Genomic DNA, 21,149 nt, shown 5'->3' with positions numbered 1-21,149 from the left:
GCGCCCAATGGCTAGCAGCAAGCACCCAATGGCTAGCAGCAAGCACCTTCTTCGCATCGGGCCGCGGGCAATCCAAAAAATCAGCGCCGCCGGAGGTCATGCCGGCGGCGCTTTTTCCGCGTTCGGCGCAACGCGTCGCGCCGAGCGGCCGCGCTAGTCCCGCGCGACCGGCGACGCGCCGTGGCTCAGCCAATCGAGCACGTCCGCGCTTTCGTCGTCTGCCTTCGCGCCCGCATGCGCCTTCGCGCGCGCCATCGCCCCGGCGAGTTCCGCATTGGGTGTTGCGCGGCGGATCGCGACGCCGACCGCGAGGATATCGATGATCACGAGATGCAGAATTCGCGAGATCATCGACAACTGCGATTCGCGCATCTCGATGTGATCGGTTTCGAGCGCGACGTTCGCGCGCTTGGCGAGCGGCGTGTTGCTCGACGTGATCGCGATCACTTTCGCGCCCGCCTGCATCGCGACGTCGAGCACGCGCAACAGCTCCGGCGCGCGGCCGGATTTCGACACCGCGACGATCACGTCGCCCTGGCCTAGCAGCGCAGCCGATGCGGCCTGCATGTACAGATCGCCGTATGCGATCGTCGGGATGCCGAAGCGGAAGAACTTGTAATGCGCGTCCTGCGCGACGATGTTCGAATTGCCGAGCCCATAGAACTCGATGCGCCGCGCGTTGTTCAGAAGATCGATCGCGTGCTCGACGTCGCCGAAGTTCAGATGCTCGCGCAACTGCAGGATCGCGGATACGGTATTGTCGAGCACCTTCGCGCCGAAATCGGTCGCGGTGTCGCCCAGATGAACCTGGCTGTGGCTCATCGGGATCGTGCCCGTCAAGCCCGTCGCGAGCTTGAGCTTGAAGTCCGACAGCCCCTGGCAGCCGAGCGAGCGGCAGAAGCGGATCACGGTCGGCTGGCTCACGTCGGCCTTGCGCGCGATATCGACGATCGGATCGTTGATGATCGAGCGCGGATGGTTGAGCGCGAGATCGGCGACGCGGCGCTCGGCGGGCGTGAGCGCATCGCGCATTTGTCTGATGCGCTCGAACACGGCCGACGACGCGCTGCCCGAGCGGTTCGACAACTGCTCGGCGAGAATCGCGGAGACGCCGAGAAATGCCGGATAGTCGGCGGTGATCAGATAGGTCGGGATGTTCGCGAGATAGGTGTCGAAGCGGCCCTTGGCCTCGAAGCGTTCGCGAAACGGCGAGCGCATGAACAGCTCGCCCAGTTTCGGCACGACGCCGCCGCCGATGTAGACGCCGCCGAGCGCGCCGAGCGTCAGCGCGAGGCTGCCGGCGAACGAGCCGAGAATTCCGCAGAAGCATTCGACCGCTTCGAGCGCGAGCGCGTCGCCCGCGTGCGCGCGCTCGACGATCTCGGCGGTGTCGACGCTCGCGGCGATGCGTTTCTTGTCGCGCGCGGCGAGCGCGCGATAGACGATCTCCATGCCGGGGCCCGCGCACACGCGCTCGAACGACACGTGCTGAAATTTCTTGCGTGCGTACTGGAGCACGAGATCCTCGCGCTCGTCCTGCGGCGCGAACGACGCGTGGCCGCCTTCGCTGCCGAGCGCGATCCAGCGGTCGTCGGCCGGAATCAGGCCCGACACGCCGAGCCCCGTGCCCGGCCCCATCAGGCCGATCACGCTGTTCTGCCGCCGCGTGCCGCCGCCGACCTGCAGGCGCTGCGTGTCGGTCAGGCCCGGTAGCGCCATCGCGAGCGCGGTGAAATCGTTGACGACGAGCAGCGTATCGAAGCCGAGCGCGCGGCGCGTCGCCTCGATCGAAAAGCTCCAGTCGTGATTGGTCATCTGCACCTGATCGCCGTCGACCGGGTTCGCGATCGAGATCGCCGCGTGGTTCACGCGGTTGATCTTCACGTCCTTCAGATACTTGCGGATCGCGTCGGTGAGCGTCGGATAGTCGGCGACCGGGTAGACGCGAATCTGCTCGATCTCGCCTGCGGCGGTTTCGAGCGAGAAGCGCGCGTTGGTGCCGCCGACGTCGGCCAGCAGGCGCGGGCCGTCCGCATGCTGGGTCGCGGCGGCGGCTTTAATTTGCGCACCAGTAGACATCGAGTATTGTCCCCTTGTCGTTGGCCAATTGCGAAATCGCGTTCTGTTGCGGCGCGGCGGCGGCGGCTTCGAGCACCTCGCGCTTGCGGCTGCCTGCGATCAGCAGGAACAGGCGATCGATGTGTTTGAGCGCGTCGAGCGACAGGCTCACGCGCGCATGCGGCGCGGCGCCCGGATGCACGGCGACGAAGCGCTCGGGCGTCGTGATCGCGTGCGCCCACTCGGGCGCGTCGGCGAACAGCGACGCGGTGTGGCCGTCCTCGCCCATGCCGAGCACGGCGACGTCGGGCAGCGCATGCGCGGCGCTCGCGTTGAGCGCCGCGATCCGCGCATCGAGTGTCTCGCGCGTATCCACCAGCGGCGTGAAACGCGCGCCGGCGGCGGCGTTTTGCAGCAGCGTCTCGCGCACGAGCTTCGCGTTGCTGGCCGAGTCGGTGTCGCGAACCCAACGGTCGTCGACGAGCGTCACGTCGATGCGCGGCCAGTCGAGCGCCGCGTTCGACAACGTTTGCAGGAACGGCCGCGGGCTCGTGCCGCCCGATACCGCGAGCGTCGCGCGCGCGCGCTGCGCGAGCGCGGCCGCGAGCGCTTCGCCCACCGCGCGCGCCAGCGCGTCGGATTGAGCGCTCGGGGTCTCGAAAGCGTGAATCTCGATCACTTCTCCTCCATCCAGACTGTCTTTATTGAATTCATCGAATTGTGCGGGGCTGCATCGATGCTGCTCGGCGCGGCGGCGGCCGGCGAAGCCGCGCGCCGCCGCGCCGCATTCATCAGTTTTCTTCTTCGAGCCAGCAGGTGCCGTGCTGCGCGAGCATCGCGCTCGCGGCGGCGGGGCCCCAGGTGCCGGCTGCATACGGCTTCGGCGGTTTCAGCGAGCGCGCCCACTCGTTGAGGATCGGCTCGACCCAGCGCCACGCGGCCTCCTGCTCGTCGCGACGCACGAACAGCGCGAGGCGGCCGTTGATCACGTCGAGCAGCAGGCGCTGGTACGCCTCCATCTGGCCTTCCTTGAAGAACTGGTCGAACGCGAGATCGAGGTGCACGCTCGCGAGGTTCATCCCTTCGCCCGGCTGTTTCGCGAGGCAGTACAGGCGGATCGACTCGTTCGGCTGCAGCCGGATCACCAGGCGGTTCGCGCCCGCGCGCAGCGCAGTGGGCCCGAGCGCGGAGTGCGGTACCGGCCGGAAGTTGACGACGATCTCGGCGACGCGGTCGGCCAGGCGCTTGCCGGTGCGCAGGAAGAACGGCACGCCGGCCCAGCGCCAGTTCTCGATCTCGACTTTCAGCGCGACGAACGTCTCGGTCTGGCTATCCGGCTTCACGCCGGGTTCGGTCGCATAGGCCGGCACCTGCGCGCCCTTGATCACGCCGGCGTGGTACTGGCCGCGCACCGCGACCTTGCCGATGTCGCGCTGATCGACGGGCTTGAGCGCGCGCAGCACGCGCAGCTTCTCGTCGCGCACCGAATCGGAATCCATCGAATGCGGCGGCTCCATCGCGACGATCGACAGCAGTTGCAGCAGGTGGTTCTGCACCATGTCGCGCAGCGCGCCGGTATTGTCGTAGAAATCGCCGCGCGCCTCGACGCCCAGTTCCTCGGCGATCGTGATTTGAATGCTCTCGACCCATTCGCGGCGCCACAGCGGCTCGAAAAGGGCATTGCCGAAGCGCAGCGCGAGCAGGTTCTGCACCGGCTCCTTGCCGAGGTAGTGGTCGATCCGGTAAATCTGCTCTTCGGCGAAGATCTCTCCGACCGCGTCGTTGATCGCGTTCGACGAGCGCAGATCGTAGCCGAGCGGTTTCTCGAGCACGATGCGCGCGCCCTCGTTGAGGCCCACCGCGGCAAGCGCGTTGCAGATCGGCACGAACAGCGACGGGCCGGTCGCGAGATAGAACACGCGGATGCCCGACAGCTTGTTGACCGCGTCGCGCAGCAGCGCGTAGTCTTCCGCGCGGCTCGCGTCGAGCTTCACGTAGACGATCCGCTCGAGGAAGCTTCGCCAGGCCGTCTCGTCGAACGCGCTGCCGGCCGCTTTGACCGCGTGCGGCTTCACGTGCTCCTCGACCCAGCCGAGGTAGGCGTCGCGATCGGCCGCGCCGCGCGCGACCGCGACGATCCGCCCGGCTTCGGCCAGCATGTTCGCGCGGTGCGCCTCGAAGAGCGCGGGGAGAATCTTGCGCATCGACAGATCGCCGGTGCCGCCGAAGAGAACGAAGGTGAAGCTCGAGTCGGTATGCATGTGTCTCCCACGGATTCGGGCGCCCGCGATGCCGCGCATCGTGGGCCGTAGTGCGATAAAAATATTTTTGACACTGAATTGTAGTTTAACTACAATCCGGCGCAAGGGGTAGCACCTGAATGAAGAAAAGAAGCGCACGGCATGAAGAGGCGCGAACTTCGGACGGGGCGTGCGGCAGGTGTACGCCGCACGTCGGATGGTATCGGACATTGATGATGCGCATATGTGCACGTTGCTGCCCCTGGGGTGCACGCCTGGCAATGGTCGGGCAGCGCAACCGGATAGCCCAGGAGGAGACAGTCGTTGAAGCTCGAGTCAGCACTCAGCCTCTGAGAGCCCGCGGCCGGCATCGGCCCGCACGCCATGCGTCGCGTATGGCGCGTCGTTCGCGGCTCGATTCCCCATGTCTTCTTTCCTGTGCCGTTTGTTTAGTGCCGTCGTGTGTGCGGCGACCTAGCCAATAAGCCGGCTTTCGCGCGTTCGGCGCGATCGAAAGTCCGGCGAGTGGATGACCCAAACTGGAGGAGATAACTGATGAAAGTTCGCGCGATCATGGGCGCGTTGTGCGCCGCAGGCCTGATGTTCGGCGCCGCCGCGGCGCAAGCGGCCGAGAATGTCACCGTGCTGCATTGGTGGACGTCGGGCGGTGAATCGAAGGCCGTCGGCGTGCTCAAGGACGATCTGCAAAAGCAGGGCTACGTGTGGAAGGATTTCGCGGTCGCGGGCGGCGCGGGCGCCGCGGCGATGACCGCGCTGAAGACCAAGGTGATCAGCGGCGATGCGCCGTCGGCCGCGCAGATCAAGGGGCCGCTGATTCAGGAATGGGCCGATCAGGGCGTGCTCGTCGACATCAACGCGGCAGCAGGCGACTGGAAGCAGAACCTGCCGGCCGAGATCGACAAGATCATCAAATACAAGGGCAATTACGTCGCGGCGCCGTTCTCGGTGCACCGCGTGAACTGGCTCTACATCAACAAGGCGGCGCTCGACAAGGTCGGCGCGAAGCCGCCCGCCACGTGGGCCGAGTTCTTCCAGGTCGCCGACAAGCTGAAGGCCGCCGGCATTCAACCGGTCGCGATGGGCGGCCAGCCGTGGCAGGATCTGACGCTGTGGGAGGACGTGGTGCTGTCGCAGGGCCCGGCGTTCTACAAGAAGGCGCTCGTCGATCTCGACCAGGCTACGCTGACCTCCCCGCAAATGCTCGACGTGTTCAACACGGTCCGCAAGATCCAGAGCTACTTCGACTCCGGCCGTAACGGCCGCGACTGGAACCTCGCGACCGCGATGGTCATCAACGGCCGCGCCGGCATGCAGTTCATGGGCGACTGGGCGAAGGGCGAGTTCGAGGCGGCCGGCAAGAAGGCGGGCAAGGATTACATCTGCGCGGCGGTGCCGGGCACGGCGAACGCCTACACGTTCAACGTCGATTCGTTCGTGTTCTTCCAGCAGAAGGGTCAGAAGGCGGCCACGCCGGGTCAGATCGCGCTGGCGAAGACGATCATGACACCCGCGTTCCAGGAGCAGTTCAGTCTGCTGAAGGGGTCGGTGCCGGTGCGCCAGGGCGTGAAGATGGACAAGTTCGACGATTGCGCGAAGAAATCCTACGCGGACGGGCAGGCGGCGATCAAGTCGGGCGGCTATGTGCCGTCGCTCGCGCACGGCATGGCTCAGGGCGACGCCACCGCAGGCGCGATCACCGACGTCGTGACGAAGTTCATGAACTCGCAGCAGGACGCGAAGAGCGCGGTCGCCGCGCTCGCGAAGGCCGCGAAGGTGAAGTAACGAACGGTGCGCAAGCCCGGTTGCGCGGATCTTAGCGCGCCGGGCATTGCGCGCGCCGCATGTGCTGCAAACGGGCCGGTTGCCGGCTCGCGCCCCATCCGCTGTCCGCTCGCGGCGTCGCGCCGCGGCGCCGGCGATCTTGTTCCAGGAGTCGAAACACGTGGCTGCCCCACTTGGCGGAAACGGAACCAGCGCGGCCGCCGCACGCCGCACGTCGCCGCTGTCGGCGCTTGCCGATCGCTGGATTCCGAAACTGGTGCTCGCGCCCAGCATCGCGATCGCACTGGTGTTCATTTATGGCTTCATCGCCATCACCAGCTATCTGTCGCTGACGAATTCGCGGCTGCTGCCGAACTACACGTTCGACGGCTTAGGCCGCTATTCCGATTTGTTCGGCAACGACGTCTGGTGGACCTCGGCCGCGAACCTCGGCTGGTTCGGCATTCCGTTCATCGTGATTTGCGTCGTGCTGGGCCTGTTGCTCGCGATCCTGCTCGATCAGCAGATCCGCAACGAAGGCGCGCTGCGCGCGGTGTTCCTGTATCCGATGGCGCTGTCGTTCATCGTCACCGGCACGGCTTGGCAGTGGATTCTGAACCCCGGCCTCGGCCTCGAGAAAGTGATGCATGACTGGGGTTTCACGAACTTCTCGTTCGGCTGGCTCGACGATCCGGACAAGGCGATCTTCTGCGTCGTGATCGCGGCCGTCTGGCAATCGACGGGCTTCGTGATGGCGCTGTTCCTCGCCGGGCTGCGCGGCGTGGACGGCGAGATCTTCAAGGCCGCGCAGGTCGACGGCGCGACGCTGCCCACGATTTACCGCAAGATCGTGATTCCGAGCATGCGCCCGGTGTTCTTCTCGGTGCTGCTGATCCTCTGTCACATCACGATCAAGACCTTCGACCTCGTCGTCGCGCTGACGGCGGGCGGGCCGGGCACGTCGTCGTCGCTGCCCGCGATGTTCATGTACACGTATTCGTTCAACCGCGGGCAGCTGGGCGTCGGCGCGGCATCGTCGGTGATGATGCTCGCCACCGTCGTCGCAGTGCTCGTGCCGCTCATGTATCTCGAATCGAGGAGCACCCGCAATGCAGCCTAAGATGACGATCGGCCGGGCTGTGATCTACGCGGCGCTGATTCTGTTCGCGCTGTACTTCCTGTTCCCGCTGTACGTGATGCTGTCGACGTCGTTCAAGGATCTCGACCAGTTGCGCACCGGCAATCTGCTCACGCCGCCGTCCAACTGGACGATCGCTCCGTGGGTCAAGGCGTGGAGCGAGGCGTGTACCGGCGTGCGCTGCGACGGGATGAAGCCGTTTTTCTTCAACTCGCTCAAGATGGTGATTCCGGCCGTGCTGATCTCGTCGCTGATCGGCGCATTCAACGGCTACGTGCTCACGCACTGGCGCTTTCGCGGCGCGGATGCATTCTTCACGATGCTGCTCGTCGGCTGCTTCATCCCGTTCCAGGTGATCCTGCTGCCGATGGCGCGCCTGGAGGGCTACTTCGGGATGGCGAACACGATCCCGGGCCTCGTGTTCGTGCACGTCGTCTACGGCATTGCGTTCACGACGATGTTCTTCCGCAATTTCTACGTGAGCGTGCCGGCCGAGCTGGTGAAGGCCGCGCGCATCGACGGCGCGGGCTTCTTCACGATCTTCACGAAGATCCTGCTGCCGGTGTCGCTGCCGATTTTCATGGTGTGCGTGATCTGGCAGTTCACGCAGATCTGGAACGATTTCCTGTTCGGCATCGTGTTCTCCGGCGTCGATTCGATGCCGATCACGGTCGCGCTGAACAACCTCGTCAACACGTCGACGGGCGTGAAGGAATACAACGTCGACATGGCGGGCGCGATCATCGCCGCGCTGCCGACGCTGCTCGTCTACGTGCTGGCCGGGCGCTACTTCGTGCGCGGGCTGACGGCGGGTGCGGTAAAGGGATGACGCGGGCGCGGCCGGCGCCGCGCGGCGATACGGGATTACGAGACACGACGCGGCGCGCGCGCCGCACTGAAGACAGAGGATTCACAGCATGGCAAGCCTTTCCATCCGTGACGTGTACAAGACTTACCCGAACGGGGTACCCGTCCTCAAGGGCGTCGATATCGATATCGAGGACGGCCAGTTTCTGATTCTCGTCGGCGGCTCGGGCTGCGGAAAATCGACGCTGCTCAACATGATCGCCGGGCTCGAAACCGTGACGAAGGGCGAGATCCGGATCGGCGGGCAGGTCGTCAACGATCTGTCGCCGAAGGATCGCGATATCGCAATGGTGTTCCAGTCGTATGCGTTGTACCCGTCGATGACGGTGCGCGAGAACATCTCGTTCGGCCTGAACATCCGCAAGGTGCCCAAGAGCGAGCAGAAGAGCATCGTCGAGCGCGTCGCCGCGATGCTGCAGATCGAGCACCTGCTCGATCGCAAGCCGGGCCAGCTCTCGGGCGGCCAGCGCCAGCGCGTCGCGATGGGCCGCGCGCTCGCGCGCGATCCGTCGCTCTTCCTGTTCGACGAGCCGCTGTCCAATCTCGATGCGAAGCTGCGCATCGAAATGCGCTCCGAGATCAAGCTGTTGCATCAGCGCCTCGGCACGACGATCGTCTACGTGACGCACGATCAGATCGAGGCGATGACGCTCGGCGATCGGATCGCCGTGATGAAGGACGGTGTCGTGCAGCAGTTCGGCGCGCCGCAGGAGATTTACGATTCGCCGTCGAACCTGTTCGTCGCGGGTTTCATCGGCGCGCCGCCGATGAATTTCATCAACGGCAAGCTGGTCGAGCAGGGCAGCGGCGTCGGTCTCGAACTCGACACGGGCGCGATGCGCGGCGTGCTGCACCTGCCGTTCGACGCGAAGCGGATGAACGGCCACCTCGGCCGGGACGTCATTCTCGGCTTGCGGCCCGAGCGGATCACCGATGCGCGAAGCGCGCACAACGGCGAGGCATCGTCGCTGCAGCCGATCGACGTGACGGTCGACGTGACCGAGCCGACCGGCCCGGACACGCACGTGTTCGCGCAGGTCAACGGCAAGCGGATCGTGAGCCGCGTGCATCCGGCCGCCGATCCGAAGCCGCAGCAGAAGCTGTCGCTGTTGTTCGACGTATCGAAGGCGGTGCTGTTCGATCCGTCGACCGAGGCGCGCATCGCGTGACGCGCGCGCGGCGCCGCCGTGCCGCGCGAGGTCAGCCTGCGTCCATGACGAAGGGCCGTTGTTCCGGCAGGAACGAACGGCCCTTTGCGTTTTCGGGTGCGCGGCTCAGTGCGGCAACCGGATGTCGAGTTTATAGGTGACGAGCCGCGCGGCGAGGATGAACGCGGTGGCGGCGAGCACGCTGTAGACCGAATCGAGCTTCAGCCACACGAGCAGCAGATAGAACCAGCAGCCGACGAACGCGCAGGTTGCATACGGGCGCGAGTCGCGCAGGATCAGCGGGATGTCGTTGCACAGCACGTCGCGCAGAATGCCGCCCGCGACGCCGGTGGTCACGCCCATCATCGCGGCGATGAAGCGCGGCATTCCGGCGTCGAGCGCGATCGACGTGCCCGAGATGCTGAAGATGCCAAGCCCGACCGCATCGACGATGAGCAGCGCACGCTCGGCCGACAGCCGCGACATCATCCGCAGCACGATCGGCGCGAACATCGCCATCGCGAAGATGGCGATCACGTAATCGTCGTGGACGACCCAATAGAAGGGCCGGCGCTCGAGCAGGATGTCGCGGATGGTGCCGCCGCCGAACGCGGTCGCGAGCGCGACGACGAACGTGCCGACCGAGTCGAGCCGGCTCTTGCGGGCCTCGATGAAACCGGAGATCGCGAACGCGAGCGTGGCAAGCGCCTCGAGTACGGTGATCGCCAGCGTCAGCCTAGGATGCGGCACGCGGCCCTCGCTCGCCGCCCGCGCCAGCCTGCCGCAGCAGCACGAGCACCGCGCCCGCGCCGCCGTCGTGGCCGAGCGCTTCGCAGAATGCGATCACCTCGTCTTTCTGCACGAGCCATGCGCGCACCTTGCCTTTGAGCACCGGCTCCTTGCCGATCGAGCCGAGCCCCTTGCCGTGGATCACGCGCAGGCAGCGCAGCCCCTTCCTCGCGGATTCGCGGATGAATTCGGCGAGCGCCTCGCGTGCTTCGTCGCGGCGCATGCCATGCAGATCGAGCTGCGCCTGGACGATCCACGCGCCGCTTCTGAGCTTGCGGACCACGTCGCGGCTCAGGCCGGGGCGGTGGTAGTACAGCGATTCGTCGGCGTCGAGCAGTGTCTCGGGATCGAATTCGTCGGACAACGTGGCATCGAGCACCGCCGCTTCGTCCTGCCGCGTGTGTTTTGGCACGGGAGCGGGCGGCGTGCGACTGCCCGCGGCGCGCTGCGGCGCGGCGAGCGGCTGGATGTCGCCGATTTCGCGGCGGAATAGATTGGCATCCGCCGCGGCTTCGCGCGCGGCCTGGGCTGCCTGTGCCTGCGCGCGGGCGCGTTGCTCGGCTTGACCCTCGAGCGCGGCGCGCAGCGCGCCGAGCCCGGCCAGCCCCTGGCCACGCAGCGCGGCGGGTGGCGGCGGGCTGGCGGGCGCGGGGGCCGGCGTGGCGGGCCGGGCGGCGGCTTGCCGCTTCGCGGGGTCGCTGGGATGGGGCTGGTTCTTCGCCATGATCGGTCGGATGCGAGGGGGCGGCGCGCTGCCGCCGGACATGAAAAAGCCGCGGCGCGATACGCAGCGGCTGGCGGCAGAGGCATTGAGCCTGGAGCGGGCGGCGCGCGACGACGCCATTGTAGCGTCGCGTCGCGCCCGTTATCGTCACTTGCGATCGTGCAGGCTTTCGAGATAGCGCTGCGCGTCGAGCGCCGCCATGCAGCCGGTGCCCGCGCTCGTGATCGCCTGACGGTAGACGTGGTCCTGCACGTCGCCCGCCGCGAACACGCCCGCCAGGCTGGTTGCCGTCGCGTTGCCCGCGAGGCCGCTCGACGTGATGATATAGCCGTCCTTCATTTCGAGTTGCCCGTTGAAGATGTCGGTGTTCGGCTTGTGACCGATTGCGATGAACAGGCCCTGCACGGCGACGTCCTGAGTTGCGCCCGTTTGCGTGTGCTTGATGCGCACGCCGGACACGCCGCTGTCATCGCCCGTCACTTCGTCGAGCACGTGATTCCACTTGATCTCGACGACGCCTTCCTTTTCCTTTTCGAGCAGCCGGTCGACCAGGATCGGCTCCGCGCGGAACTTGTCGCGGCGGTGAATCACCGTCACCTTCTTCGCGATGCCGGTGAGATACAGCGCTTCCTCGACGGCGGTGTTGCCGCCGCCGACCACGGCCACGTTCTGGTTCTTGTAGAAGAAGCCGTCGCAGGTCGCGCAGGCCGACACGCCGCGCCCCATGAACGCCTCTTCCGACGGCAGGCCGAGGTATTGCGCGGACGCGCCCGTCGCGATGATCAGCGCGTCGCACGTGTATTCGCCGGCGTCGCCGATCAGGCGGATCGGCTTTTCGTGCAGCTTCGCCGTGTGGATGTGGTCGAACACGATTTCCGTGTTGAAACGCTCCGCGTGCGCGAGAAAGCGCTGCATCAGCTCCGGCCCCTGGACGCCATTCGCATCGGCCGGCCAGTTCTCGACGTCGGTGGTCGTCATCAACTGGCCGCCTTGCGCGATGCCCGTGATCAGCACGGGCGACAGGTTCGCGCGGGCGGCGTAGACGGCCGCCGTGTAGCCGGCGGGGCCGGAACCGAGAATCAGGACTTTCGCGTGTTTGGGCGTGGACATGAGGATGATCCGTAAAAAGCGGCCGGCCGGATGACGCTGGGCGGCACGATGCGAGCGGGATAGCGTCGCAGATGGGGGCAAAGAGCGCATTATAAAGGCCCGCCCGCCGTGCCGCCGCGCGCGTTTTCAATCGGCGCGATAGCGTCGCGCGGGCTTCACGCGCGAGGCCCGCGTTACCGTCATTTACACTTGGCCGGGCAGTGCAGCGTTTACAATAGACCGAATCGAACGATCGGCGGCCCGCACCCGGTGTGACGCCGTCTCATCGCCTTCTTGACGGATTCATGGCAAAAGCTCCTTATACCGCGCAGGCCCAAGCGCTGCCGCATCGCATGTCGCGCCTTCTGGTCGAGATCCGCTGGATCCTGCAGGTCGCGCTGCTCGCGTTCCTGCTCATGGCGCTCTTGAGCTACAGCCGCAGCGACCCGAGCTGGACGCACGCGGCGCAGGTCGATCACATCGCGAACTGGGCGGGACGGGTCGGCGCGTGGACGGCCGACATCATGCTGCTGTTGTTCGGGCTTTCCGCCTATTGGCTCGTCGTGCTGCTCGGGCGGCGCGTGGCCGCGAACTATCGCCGGATCACGCGCCATGAGACGCTGGCCGACGAGCCGGAAAAGCCCGGAAAATCGATCGGCTGGCTTGCCGAAGGCTTCGCGTTCGTTCTCGTGCTGCTCGCGAGCGACGGTGTCGAGGCGCTGCGCATGTGGTCGCTGAAGCTGCCATTGCCGCGCGCGCCCGGCGGCGTCGTCGGCGAGACGATCGCGCGCGGCGTGTCGCATGCGTTCGGCTTCACGGGCGGCACGCTCGTGCTGCTCATCGCGCTCGCGATCGGGCTGTCGCTGTATTTCCGCTTTTCGTGGCTGTCGGTGGCCGAGCGCGTGGGCGGCGCGATCATCTCGGCCGTCACGCTCGCGCGGCTGCGCCGTGAGGCCGAGCGCGACCGCAAGCTCGGCGAGGCGGCGGCCGTCAAGCGCGAAGGCAAGGTCGAGGAGGAGCGCGTGCGCATCGAGGAGCACGAGCCCGTGACGATCGTGCCGCCCGTGGTCACGCCGGCCAAATCCGAGCGCGCCGAGAAGGAGCGCCAGCAGCCGCTTTTCACCGACTTGCCGGGCGACTCGACGTTGCCCGCGATCTCGCTGCTCGATCCGGCAAGCGCCGCGCAGGAGACGATCTCCGCCGACACGCTCGAATTCACGTCGCGCCTGATCGAGAAGAAGCTGAAGGATTTCGGCGTCGAGGTGAGCGTCGTCGCCGCGTATCCGGGGCCCGTCGTCACCCGCTACGAGATCGAACCCGCGACCGGTGTGAAGGGCAGCCAGATCGTCAATCTGTCGAAGGATCTCGCGCGCTCGCTGTCGCTCGTGTCGATTCGCGTCGTCGAGACGATCCCCGGCAAGAACTACATGGCGCTCGAGCTGCCGAACCAGCGCCGCCAGACGGTGCGGCTGTCGGAAATCCTCGGCTCCGAGGTCTACGCGGACGCGCCGTCGATGCTCACGCTCGGCCTCGGCAAGGACATCGGCGGCAAGCCGGTGTGCGCGGATCTCGCGAAGATGCCGCACTTGCTGGTTGCCGGCACGACCGGCTCGGGCAAGTCGGTCGGGATCAACGCGATGATTCTGTCGCTGCTGTACAAGGCGAGCGCCGAGCAGGTGCGGCTGATCCTGATCGATCCGAAGATGCTGGAAATGAGCGTCTACGAAGGGATTCCGCATCTGCTGTGCCCGGTCGTCACCGACATGCGCCAGGCGGGCCATGCGCTCAACTGGACGGTGGCCGAGATGGAGCGCCGCTACAAGCTGATGAGCAAGCTCGGCGTGCGCAATCTTGCCGGCTACAACAACAAGATCGAGGATGCGAAGAAGCGCGAAGAGAAAATTCCGAACCCGTTCAGCCTGACGCCCGACGATCCGGAGCCGCTCGGCCGGCTGCCGAATATCGTCGTCGTGATCGACGAGCTTGCCGATTTGATGATGGTGGTCGGCAAGAAGGTCGAGGAACTGATCGCGCGGATCGCACAGAAGGCGCGCGCGGCCGGCATTCATCTGATTCTCGCGACGCAGCGCCCGTCGGTCGATGTGATCACGGGCCTCATCAAGGCGAACGTGCCGACGCGCATCGCGTTCCAGGTGTCGTCGAAGATCGACTCGCGCACGATTCTCGATCAGATGGGCGCGGAATCGCTGCTGGGCCAGGGCGACATGCTGTATCTGCCGCCCGGCACCGGCCTGCCCGTGCGTGTGCATGGTGCGTTCGTCTCGGACGACGAGGTGCATCGCGTGGTCGACAAGCTCAAGGAGCATGGCGAGCCGAATTACATCGAGGGGCTGCTCGAAGGCGGTACGGCCGATGGCGACGAGGGCTCAGCCGCGGCCGGCGGCGACGCGAACAGCGAGGCCGATCCGCTGTACGACCAGGCAGTGGAGATCGTGATCAAGAATCGGCGCGCGTCGATCTCGCTCGTGCAGCGTCATTTGCGCATCGGTTACAACCGCGCGGCGCGCCTGCTCGAACAGATGGAGCAATCAGGGCTCGTTTCGGCGATGTCGTCGAGCGGCAACCGCGAAATCCTCGTGCCCGCGCGCGACGCCGAGTGAGTTCGCGCCGAGGCTGCCGCCCAGGCGCCCCGGCCTTCTACGGAGAAAACCACAGCATGCAGGATCAGTCGTTGGCAAACCATCCCGGCTACACCGGCTCGCCGCGCGCGGCGCGGCGAGCGTTCGCGCGCACGGTGCGCGCCGCGCTGGCGTGCGCGGCGCTCGCGCTTGCCGCGTCGCACGCGTTCGCGAGCGGCACCGAGCAATTGAAGGCATTCGTGTCGAAGGTGCGCGGCGCGAAGGGCGAATTCACGCAGCAGATCGTCAAGACGCCGTCGAAGGCCGCGAGCGGCGCGGCGCCGAGCGTCAAGCCCACTGACAATTCGAGCGGCAGCTTCGAGTTTTCGCGGCCGGGCAAATTCATCTGGTCGTATCAGAAGCCGTATCAGCAGGTGCTGCAAGCCGACGGCGACAAACTCTACGTGTACGACAAGGATTTGAACCAGGTCACCGAGCGCAAGCTCGCGGGCGCGCTCGGCGCGAGCCCGGCCGCGATCCTGTTCGGCAGCAACGATCTCGAGAAGAACTACACGCTGCGCGACGCGGGCGAGAAGGGCGGGATCGACTGGCTCGAAATGCTGCCGAAGGCGCAGGACACGCAGTTTCAGCGCATCGGCATCGGCTTCAAAAACGGCGTGCTCGCCGCGATGGAGCTGCACGACGTGTTCGGCAACGTGACGCTGCTCACGTTCACGAATATCCAAACGAATCCGCCGTTCAAGGCCGACGAGTTCAAGTTCGTCGTGCCGAAGGGGGCGGACGTCGTCAGCGGCTAAGCGCCTCCCGCTCGCGCCAATGCCCGCCCGGGCCCGCCAGCAGTGGCGGGCCCGGTTCGTTTCGGGCGGCGCGCCGACGCGGCGGCGCCGCGCATCTTGCATGCGGCTGTCATAATGTCCGGTCGGGCGGCGCATGCGCGCCGCCATCGTTTTTCGTGGGAGCCAAGGTCATGTCGGACCTGTTTGCAGTCGAACCGCGCCGGCCGCTTGCCGAGGCGCTGCGCCCGAAAACGCTCGGCGACGTGATCGGGCAGACCCATCTGCTCGGAGAGGGCAAGCCGCTGCGGCTTGCGTTCGAATCGGGCAAGCCGCATTCGATGATCCTCTGGGGGCCGCCTGGCGTCGGCAAGACGACGCTCGCGCGTCTTACCGCGCTCGCGTTCGATTGCGAGTTCATCGCGCTGTCCGCGGTGCTGGGCGGCGTGAAGGACATCCGCGAATCGATGGACGCGGCGCGCGACACGCTCAACCGCACCGGCCGCCACACGATTCTGTTCGTCGACGAAATCCATCGCTTCAACAAGGCGCAGCAGGATGCGCTGTTGCCGTTCGTCGAATCGGGGCTCGTCACGTTCATCGGCGCGACGACCGAGAATCCGAGCTTCGAGGTGAATTCGGCGCTGCTGTCGCGCGCGCAGGTGTACGTGCTGAAATCACTGACCGATGACGAACTGCGCCAGCTGCTCAAGCGCGCGCAAGACACCGCGCTCGCGGGCCTTACGTTCGACGAGCGCGCGGTCGACACGCTCGTCGGCTATGCGGACGGCGACGCGCGGCGCTTTTTGAACCTGCTCGAACAGGCGCAGACGGCGGCTTCGTCCGCGGGCGTGTCGACGATCGACGCGGCGTTCGTCGACAGCGCGATGACGATGAACGCGCGCCGCTTCGATAAGGGCGGCGACAATTTCTACGATCAGATATCGGCGCTGCACAAATCGGTGCGCGGTTCGAGCCCGGACGGCGCGCTGTACTGGCTGTGCCGGATGTTCGACGGCGGCGCCGATCCGAAGTATCTCGCGCGGCGCATCGTGCGCATGGCGTGGGAAGACATTGGTCTTGCCGATCCGCGCGCGATGCAGATCGCGAACGACGCGGCCGAGACCTACGAGCGGCTCGGCTCGCCGGAGGGCGAACTGGCGCTTGCGCAGGCGGTGCTGTATCTCGCGTGCGCGGCGAAGAGCAACGCCGGCTACAACGCGTTCAACGAAGCGATGGCGTTCGTCAGGCAGGACAAATCGCGCGAGGTGCCGGTGCATCTGCGCAATGCGCCGACCAAGCTGATGAAGGAACTGGGCTATGGCCACGCGTACCGTTATGCGCACGACGAGCCGAATGCGTATGCGGCGGGCGAGACCTATTTGCCGGACGGCATGCGCGAGCCGCGCTGGTACAAGCCGACGCCGCGCGGCCTCGAAGCGAAGATCGCCGACAAGCTCGCGTGGCTGCGCGAGCTGGACAACGAAGCGGGCAAGCAGGACTAGCGCGGGGCCGCGCCGCGAGCCATGCGGCAACGAACCGGTCCGCCGCGCTCGGCCGGCAATGGCCGGGCCGCGATGCAGGGCGCGGCCCGGCCATTGCCGGCTGAGCCGGCTGGTCACCGGCGCGCGGGCGCTGTGCGTTAAAATCCCGGTTTCATTCAACGAATCCTCGTCCCCCCATGCTCGACATCCAGTTGCTGCGTAAAGACCTCGATGGCGTCGCCAAGCGCCTCGCCGATCGCGGCTATACCCTCGACGTCGCCGCGTTTTCCGCGCTCGAAGCGCAGCGCCGCGCGATCCAGACCCGCACCGAGGAGCTGCAGGCGCGCCGCAATAGCCTGTCGAAGCAGATCGGCGCGATGAAGGGGCGGGGCGAGGATACGTCGGCGGTGATGGCCGAAGTGAGCGGCATTGGCGACGAGATGAAGGCTTCGGCGGCGAAGCTCGACGAAATCCAGGCGCGCGTATCGGAGCTGATGCTCGCGATGCCGAATCTTGCGCACGAGAGCGTGCCAGTCGGCCAGGACGAGACCCAGAACGTCGAGGTGCGCCGCTGGGGCACGCCCCGCCAGTTCGATTTCGACGTGAAGGATCACGTCGACGTCGGCACGCCGCTCGGCCTCGATTTCGACACGGGCGCGAAACTGTCGGGCGCGCGCTTCTCGGTGCTGCGCGGGCCCATTGCGCGGCTGCATCGCGCGCTCGCGCAGTTCATGATCGACACACACACGCAGCAGCACGGCTACAGCGAAACCTATACGCCTTACATCGTCAACGCCGACGTGCTGTACGGTACCGGCCAGTTGCCGAAGTTCGCGGACGAAATGTTTCGCGTCGAGCGGGGCGGCGACGAGAACGCGGCGTCGCAATACCTGATCTCGACGTCTGAGATTTCGCTGACGAACACCGTGCGCGACTCGATCATCGACGCGGCGGCGCTGCCGCTCAAGCTGACCGCGCATTCGCCGTGCTTTCGCTCGGAGGCTGGCTCGTATGGGCGCGATACGCGCGGGATGATCCGCCAGCATCAGTTCGATAAGGTCGAGATGGTGCAGATCGTCGCGCCAGAGACGTCGTATGCCGCGCTTGACGAGATGGTCGGCCACGCGGAAGCGATCCTGCAGAAGCTCGATCTGCCGTATCGCGTGATGGCGCTTTGCACCGGGGATATGGGATTTTCGGCGGCCAAGACGTTCGATCTCGAAGTGTGGCTGCCGGCGCAGAACACGTATCGCGAGATCTCGAGCTGCTCGAACACGGAGTCGTTCCAGGCGCGCCGGATGCAGGCGCGGTTCCGTAATGCGCAGGGCAAGCCGGAACTCGTGCATACGTTGAACGGCTCGGGCCTTGCGGTCGGCCGCGCGCTTGTCGCGGTGCTGGAGAACTACCAGAACGCCGACGGCTCGGTGACGGTGCCGGTCGCGCTGCGCCCTTACATGGGCGGTCTCGAGTTGATTGCCGCACCGGCCGCGGCCGCAAGCGCGAGTTAAACGGACAAGGAGTCGCGAAGAAGGAATCGCGGCTTCGAAATTTTTTTGAAGAAGGGCTTGGAAAGCTGCTGCGAGTTGTTCTATAATCTTCGCTTCGCCGGGGCGACCTACCGGTGAAGCTGAAAAGGAAAGGTGGCAGAGAGGTCGAATGCGCCGGACTCGAAATCCGGTATACGGTTATACCGTATCGTGGGTTCGAATCCCACCCTTTCCGCCAGAGATTGGGCTAAAACCCCGCAGGAAGGATGCCCATCAACATAGCGTTTCACGCATGACTTTTTCGGTCTAATCGCGTCAATCGCTCCGGCGACGCCAACGACAAGACGCAAAAAGTCTTTTCTGGCGCGCGCCGCAATCCTAAAAACTCACCTCATACCAACCTTCTGGCATTGGTCATCAGTGCCGGGTAGTAGGCCATCATTTCCGGCAGTTCGGTCCAGACAGCCACAGGATTGCGCATGAGTGTGGCAGTGCGATGTCTCAGCAGGTCGCCATCCTCCTATCCGTTGTTAACCGATCGCACGTTGATTTGAGAGGCGGAGTGAAATATGGGCAAATTGCATCTTCTACGCGCGCATACCAAGGTGTTCTATCGTCCCATTGAGGCGGCAATCCGGTGGACGAGGCTGTTGCGATTTGAACAGCGCATCTTGCGCGCGCTGACGCAGCATAATGGCTTGCCGGAACACGCTGATTTCCCGCGCTAGTCTCAGCTTTGCCTGAACCTTGAACGTTTACGTGACGCCCTGGTTAATCGTGACTTGCCTTATGGCAAGAACGGCATCACCTGCGACGACGCTTCGCTTCTGGATACGCCCGACCTGACCATCCGTCACGTCGATCTGAAGGCATGGATGATTCGCTTCTACCCCGAGCAGCGTCCTGCTTTTCTCTTCGATGCTTTCGAGCGCCATCTTCATCCTGCGATCAGCATGGATGCGGTGCAGGCGCTACTCATGGATCGCGAGGCGCTCAAGCTCCAGCTTGCCGATCGGCTGAAGGCATGGGACGTGTTGCATCAGGAATTCCAGGCGTTGAGCGGGGCTCGTGCCGCTGAAAAAAAGCCGGAGGGTGAACTCGGCCCACGCAGCGAATCCACCTACCTGAATATCGTCGGCGGCCTATTGACACTGTTGCTCGGCAAATCCCCGAGCGGTATCCCGTACCGGCCGACCAAGAGCGGCAGCATGACGTCGGCGGCGATGGCGTTCATGCGTGATCACGGTGTATTGAAGGACATCTACTCCGAGAGCACCGGCACGGCGCATAAGACCGCCAAGGGCTCGAAGATATCGGTGCGTACCGTCAAGGCGCCGGGGTTTTGGTCCTAAGGGCGTATTGCGTTGCGTACTGCCATTCACGGTCTTCCTCAAGTTGAAGGATATCGGCGGGAACGTGCTGCCTCCTTATGACGAGGAGTTTCGCGAAGTCGCGATGGAAACGGCGCAAGCTGCTGCTTATCGGGATCTGTCGGGACGTCTGGAGGACTACTGATGGCGTGGTCGCTACCTTGGCCGCGCAAGGCCGTCCCGCGTGCGGGCGCCGATGCTGGCGAGCCGGATGCGTGGGAGCAGCACGTTTCTACCTTGGCTGTGCACAGCATCCCTGCGCCGGGCGACGCCCTGCATCGCGGCAAGCGCAAGCCGGCCACCCAGGCGGATGTCGAGGCGCTCTATGGTGTCGCGCCATCCTTCGCGGATCTGTTGCCCTGGGTCGAATACCTGCCCGGCTCGAAGAGCATGCTGCTGGATGACGGGCAGTCGGTCGCCGCCTTCTTCGAGCTGCTACCGATTGGCACCGAAGGCCGCGAGATGGCGTGGCTGTGGCATGCCCGCGATGCGCTCGAGAACGCCTTGCAGGACTCGTTCGACGAACTCGACGAGCATCCGTGGGTGGTGCAGTTCTACGCCCAGGACGAGCCGGACTTTGACGACTACCTAGACGCGCTGCAGAACTATCTGCGTCCCCGCGCGCAGGGCAGCGCCTTCGGCGCGTTCTATCTCCGGTTCTTCGCGCATCACCTGCGCGCGATCGCCAAGTCGGGCGGTCTGTTCGAAGACACGACCGTGACGCGCCTGCCTTGGCGCGGGCAGGTCCGACGCGTGCGCATGGTCGTCTAGCGCAGAAGGTCATCAAGCGGAATCCGTGCGTGGCAGAGTAAGGGGTGACGGGCGGGCAGCGCGGCAAACAGCGGCTCGCGCCAAAGCTCGTGAGTTTCGATGCTTTCGCCCACATCGGCCGAGCGAGCAAAGCCTACGTCGAAAGTCGCATCGCGTAGGCCGCGTAGTAGTTCGGCGTGGGACACCTCGGTCAAGCGAATTTCCACCGACGGTTCCTCTTCACGACACTGCGCAAGCAGGTCCGCCAAACGCGGATGGGTTGTCCCATCCGCCAGTGCGACATGCAGCAAGCCACACTTGCCTGCCGCAGCGGCACGTACGTCGTTTCTGGCTTGTTCGAGCAGGGTGAAAAGTCGGCGCACGTCCTGGAGAAACACACTGCCGGCCTGGTTGAGGTGGGTGCCACGCCGATCGCGATCAAACAGCCGTGCCCCCAGGCGATCTTCCAGTTCCTTGATCGTGCGCGATAAGGAGGATTGCTCCATGTGCAGTCGTTCGGCCGCCCGGCCAAAATGCAGTTCTTCCGCAACGGCGACAAAGCAACGTAGATGTCGAAGCTCCATGATGCAGTTCCTTGCACCCGTGGACAGGTTCCACAGAGCACTGGGCTCTGTCTGAAACTGGCACCAGCGAGGCGAGTTGTATCATTTCCGTGGTCCCAACAAATCGGGGCGGGGTAGAGTGTTCAACCGTGGTCATGGCAGACTGAACCGCCCCGGGAATTGTGGAGGCTGGTTGGTTTAAGTTGATGCGGGTTCAGCGGCAGCTGTTTCAAGTTGCCGATAGTAGTTTGCCTCAGCTTCGGCGGGCGGGATATAGCCGAGGGGTT

Annotated in this window: 15 protein-coding genes, 1 tRNA gene and 2 pseudogenes; 11 read left to right on the top strand and 7 right to left on the bottom strand. The window is 65.3% G+C overall.

Annotated elements, in window-relative coordinates; all coding sequences use genetic code 11:
- Positions 1-153: 153 nt before the first annotated feature.
- The 3 genes from WS68_RS15385 to zwf form a co-directional block, all read right to left on the bottom strand.
- The gene (locus tag WS68_RS15385; RefSeq protein WP_059571629.1) at positions 154-2,079 is read right to left on the bottom strand and encodes a bifunctional transcriptional regulator/glucokinase; all 1,926 of its coding nucleotides are present in this window, start codon (positions 2,077-2,079) and stop codon (positions 154-156) included.
- Positions 2,057-2,737 (bottom strand): 6-phosphogluconolactonase, encoded by a 681-nt coding sequence (pgl, locus tag WS68_RS15380; protein ID WP_059571628.1) that lies wholly within the window; start codon positions 2,735-2,737, stop codon positions 2,057-2,059. Before pgl ends, WS68_RS15385 begins: the two co-directional genes overlap by 23 nt.
- 112 nt (positions 2,738-2,849) lie before the next feature.
- Positions 2,850-4,319 (bottom strand): glucose-6-phosphate dehydrogenase, encoded by a 1,470-nt coding sequence (gene zwf / locus WS68_RS15375; RefSeq protein ID WP_059571627.1) that lies wholly within the window; start codon positions 4,317-4,319, stop codon positions 2,850-2,852.
- A gap of 534 nt (positions 4,320-4,853) precedes the next feature.
- Here zwf and WS68_RS15370 point away from each other — a divergent pair.
- From WS68_RS15370 to WS68_RS15355, 4 genes are all read left to right on the top strand, one after another.
- A complete protein-coding gene (locus tag WS68_RS15370) occupies positions 4,854-6,101 on the top strand; it encodes an ABC transporter substrate-binding protein (RefSeq protein ID WP_059571626.1) in 1,248 nt (415 codons plus the stop codon).
- A gap of 160 nt (positions 6,102-6,261) precedes the next feature.
- Positions 6,262-7,200 carry a carbohydrate ABC transporter permease gene (locus WS68_RS15365; protein ID WP_059571652.1) on the top strand — a complete coding sequence of 313 codons (939 nt, stop codon included), beginning with the start codon at positions 6,262-6,264 and terminating at the stop codon, positions 7,198-7,200.
- On the top strand, positions 7,190-8,047 hold the full coding sequence (locus WS68_RS15360; protein ID WP_059519912.1) for a carbohydrate ABC transporter permease: 858 nt from the start codon (positions 7,190-7,192) through the stop codon (positions 8,045-8,047). The genes WS68_RS15365 and WS68_RS15360 overlap by 11 nt, the downstream gene beginning before the upstream one ends.
- Before the next feature lie 88 nt (positions 8,048-8,135).
- Entirely contained in the window at positions 8,136-9,254 is a 1,119-nt protein-coding gene (locus tag WS68_RS15355) for an ABC transporter ATP-binding protein (protein WP_059571625.1), read from the top strand.
- 105 nt (positions 9,255-9,359) lie between these two features.
- Here the strand turns inward: WS68_RS15355 and WS68_RS15350 are convergent, their stop codons facing one another.
- The 3 genes from WS68_RS15350 to trxB form a co-directional block, all read right to left on the bottom strand.
- Positions 9,360-9,983 carry a trimeric intracellular cation channel family protein gene (locus tag WS68_RS15350; protein WP_059571624.1) on the bottom strand — a complete coding sequence of 208 codons (624 nt, stop codon included), beginning with the start codon at positions 9,981-9,983 and terminating at the stop codon, positions 9,360-9,362.
- Positions 9,970-10,746: a Smr/MutS family protein gene (locus WS68_RS15345; protein ID WP_059571651.1), complete on the bottom strand. Its 777-nt coding sequence runs from the start codon at positions 10,744-10,746 to the stop codon at positions 9,970-9,972. Before WS68_RS15345 ends, WS68_RS15350 begins: the two co-directional genes overlap by 14 nt.
- Positions 10,747-10,893: 147 nt before the next feature.
- Positions 10,894-11,856, bottom strand: a complete 963-nt coding sequence (gene trxB, locus WS68_RS15340) for a thioredoxin-disulfide reductase (protein ID WP_059571623.1) — start codon at positions 11,854-11,856, stop codon at positions 10,894-10,896.
- A 284-nt stretch (positions 11,857-12,140) separates the two neighbouring features.
- Between trxB and WS68_RS15335 the strand changes: the two genes are divergently transcribed.
- The 7 genes and pseudogenes from WS68_RS15335 to WS68_RS15305 form a co-directional block, all read left to right on the top strand.
- Positions 12,141-14,456, top strand: a complete 2,316-nt coding sequence (locus tag WS68_RS15335) for a DNA translocase FtsK (protein WP_059571622.1) — start codon at positions 12,141-12,143, stop codon at positions 14,454-14,456.
- A gap of 56 nt (positions 14,457-14,512) precedes the next feature.
- Entirely contained in the window at positions 14,513-15,232 is a 720-nt protein-coding gene (gene lolA / locus WS68_RS15330; protein ID WP_059571621.1) for an outer membrane lipoprotein chaperone LolA, read from the top strand.
- Between the two features lie 170 nt (positions 15,233-15,402).
- Positions 15,403-16,713, top strand: a complete 1,311-nt coding sequence (locus WS68_RS15325; RefSeq protein ID WP_059571620.1) for a replication-associated recombination protein A — start codon at positions 15,403-15,405, stop codon at positions 16,711-16,713.
- A 176-nt stretch (positions 16,714-16,889) separates the two neighbouring features.
- Positions 16,890-18,200, top strand: a complete 1,311-nt coding sequence (serS, locus tag WS68_RS15320) for a serine--tRNA ligase (RefSeq protein ID WP_059571619.1) — start codon at positions 16,890-16,892, stop codon at positions 18,198-18,200.
- A gap of 126 nt (positions 18,201-18,326) precedes the next feature.
- Positions 18,327-18,417: transfer RNA gene (locus WS68_RS15315), tRNA-Ser, on the top strand.
- A 943-nt stretch (positions 18,418-19,360) separates the two neighbouring features.
- Positions 19,361-19,682 (top strand): annotated as a pseudogene (locus tag WS68_RS28965) (DEAD/DEAH box helicase); the annotation flags it as partial.
- An 11-nt stretch (positions 19,683-19,693) separates the two neighbouring features.
- A pseudogene (locus WS68_RS15305) lies at positions 19,694-20,317 on the top strand (conjugal transfer protein); the annotation flags it as partial.
- Here WS68_RS15305 and WS68_RS26310 read toward each other — a convergent pair.
- Complete coding sequence (locus WS68_RS26310) at positions 20,317-20,883, bottom strand: LysR family transcriptional regulator (protein WP_082710076.1); 567 nt, start codon at positions 20,881-20,883, stop codon at positions 20,317-20,319. The pseudogene WS68_RS15305 and the gene WS68_RS26310 sit on opposite strands and share 1 nt — an antisense overlap.
- Positions 20,884-21,149: the final 266 nt, after the last annotated feature.

It is taken from the genome of Burkholderia sp. TSV86 (genome assembly GCF_001522865.1).
Taxonomy (GTDB): domain Bacteria; phylum Pseudomonadota; class Gammaproteobacteria; order Burkholderiales; family Burkholderiaceae; genus Burkholderia.
The sequence above is the reverse complement of the archived record's forward strand: the minus strand, read 5'-3'. Positions and strand labels throughout refer to the sequence as shown.

Bases quoted from the DNA above. Each gene is read 5' to 3' on its own strand.
- WS68_RS15385 (WP_059571629.1), bottom strand. From the start codon at position 2,079: ATGTCTACTGGTGCGCAAATTAAAGCCGCCGCCGCGACCCAGCATGCG.
- zwf (WP_059571627.1), bottom strand. From the start codon at position 4,319: ATGCATACCGACTCGAGCTTCACCTTCGTTCTCTTCGGCGGCACCGGC.
- WS68_RS15370 (WP_059571626.1), top strand. From the start codon at position 4,854: ATGAAAGTTCGCGCGATCATGGGCGCGTTGTGCGCCGCAGGCCTGATG.
- WS68_RS15360 (WP_059519912.1), top strand. From the start codon at position 7,190: ATGCAGCCTAAGATGACGATCGGCCGGGCTGTGATCTACGCGGCGCTG.
- WS68_RS15355 (WP_059571625.1), top strand. From the start codon at position 8,136: ATGGCAAGCCTTTCCATCCGTGACGTGTACAAGACTTACCCGAACGGG.
- WS68_RS15345 (WP_059571651.1), bottom strand. From the start codon at position 10,746: ATGGCGAAGAACCAGCCCCATCCCAGCGACCCCGCGAAGCGGCAAGCC.
- trxB (WP_059571623.1), bottom strand. From the start codon at position 11,856: ATGTCCACGCCCAAACACGCGAAAGTCCTGATTCTCGGTTCCGGCCCC.
- WS68_RS15335 (WP_059571622.1), top strand. From the start codon at position 12,141: ATGGCAAAAGCTCCTTATACCGCGCAGGCCCAAGCGCTGCCGCATCGC.
- lolA (WP_059571621.1), top strand. From the start codon at position 14,513: ATGCAGGATCAGTCGTTGGCAAACCATCCCGGCTACACCGGCTCGCCG.
- WS68_RS15325 (WP_059571620.1), top strand. From the start codon at position 15,403: ATGTCGGACCTGTTTGCAGTCGAACCGCGCCGGCCGCTTGCCGAGGCG.
- serS (WP_059571619.1), top strand. From the start codon at position 16,890: ATGCTCGACATCCAGTTGCTGCGTAAAGACCTCGATGGCGTCGCCAAG.
- WS68_RS26310 (WP_082710076.1), bottom strand. From the start codon at position 20,883: ATGGAGCTTCGACATCTACGTTGCTTTGTCGCCGTTGCGGAAGAACTG.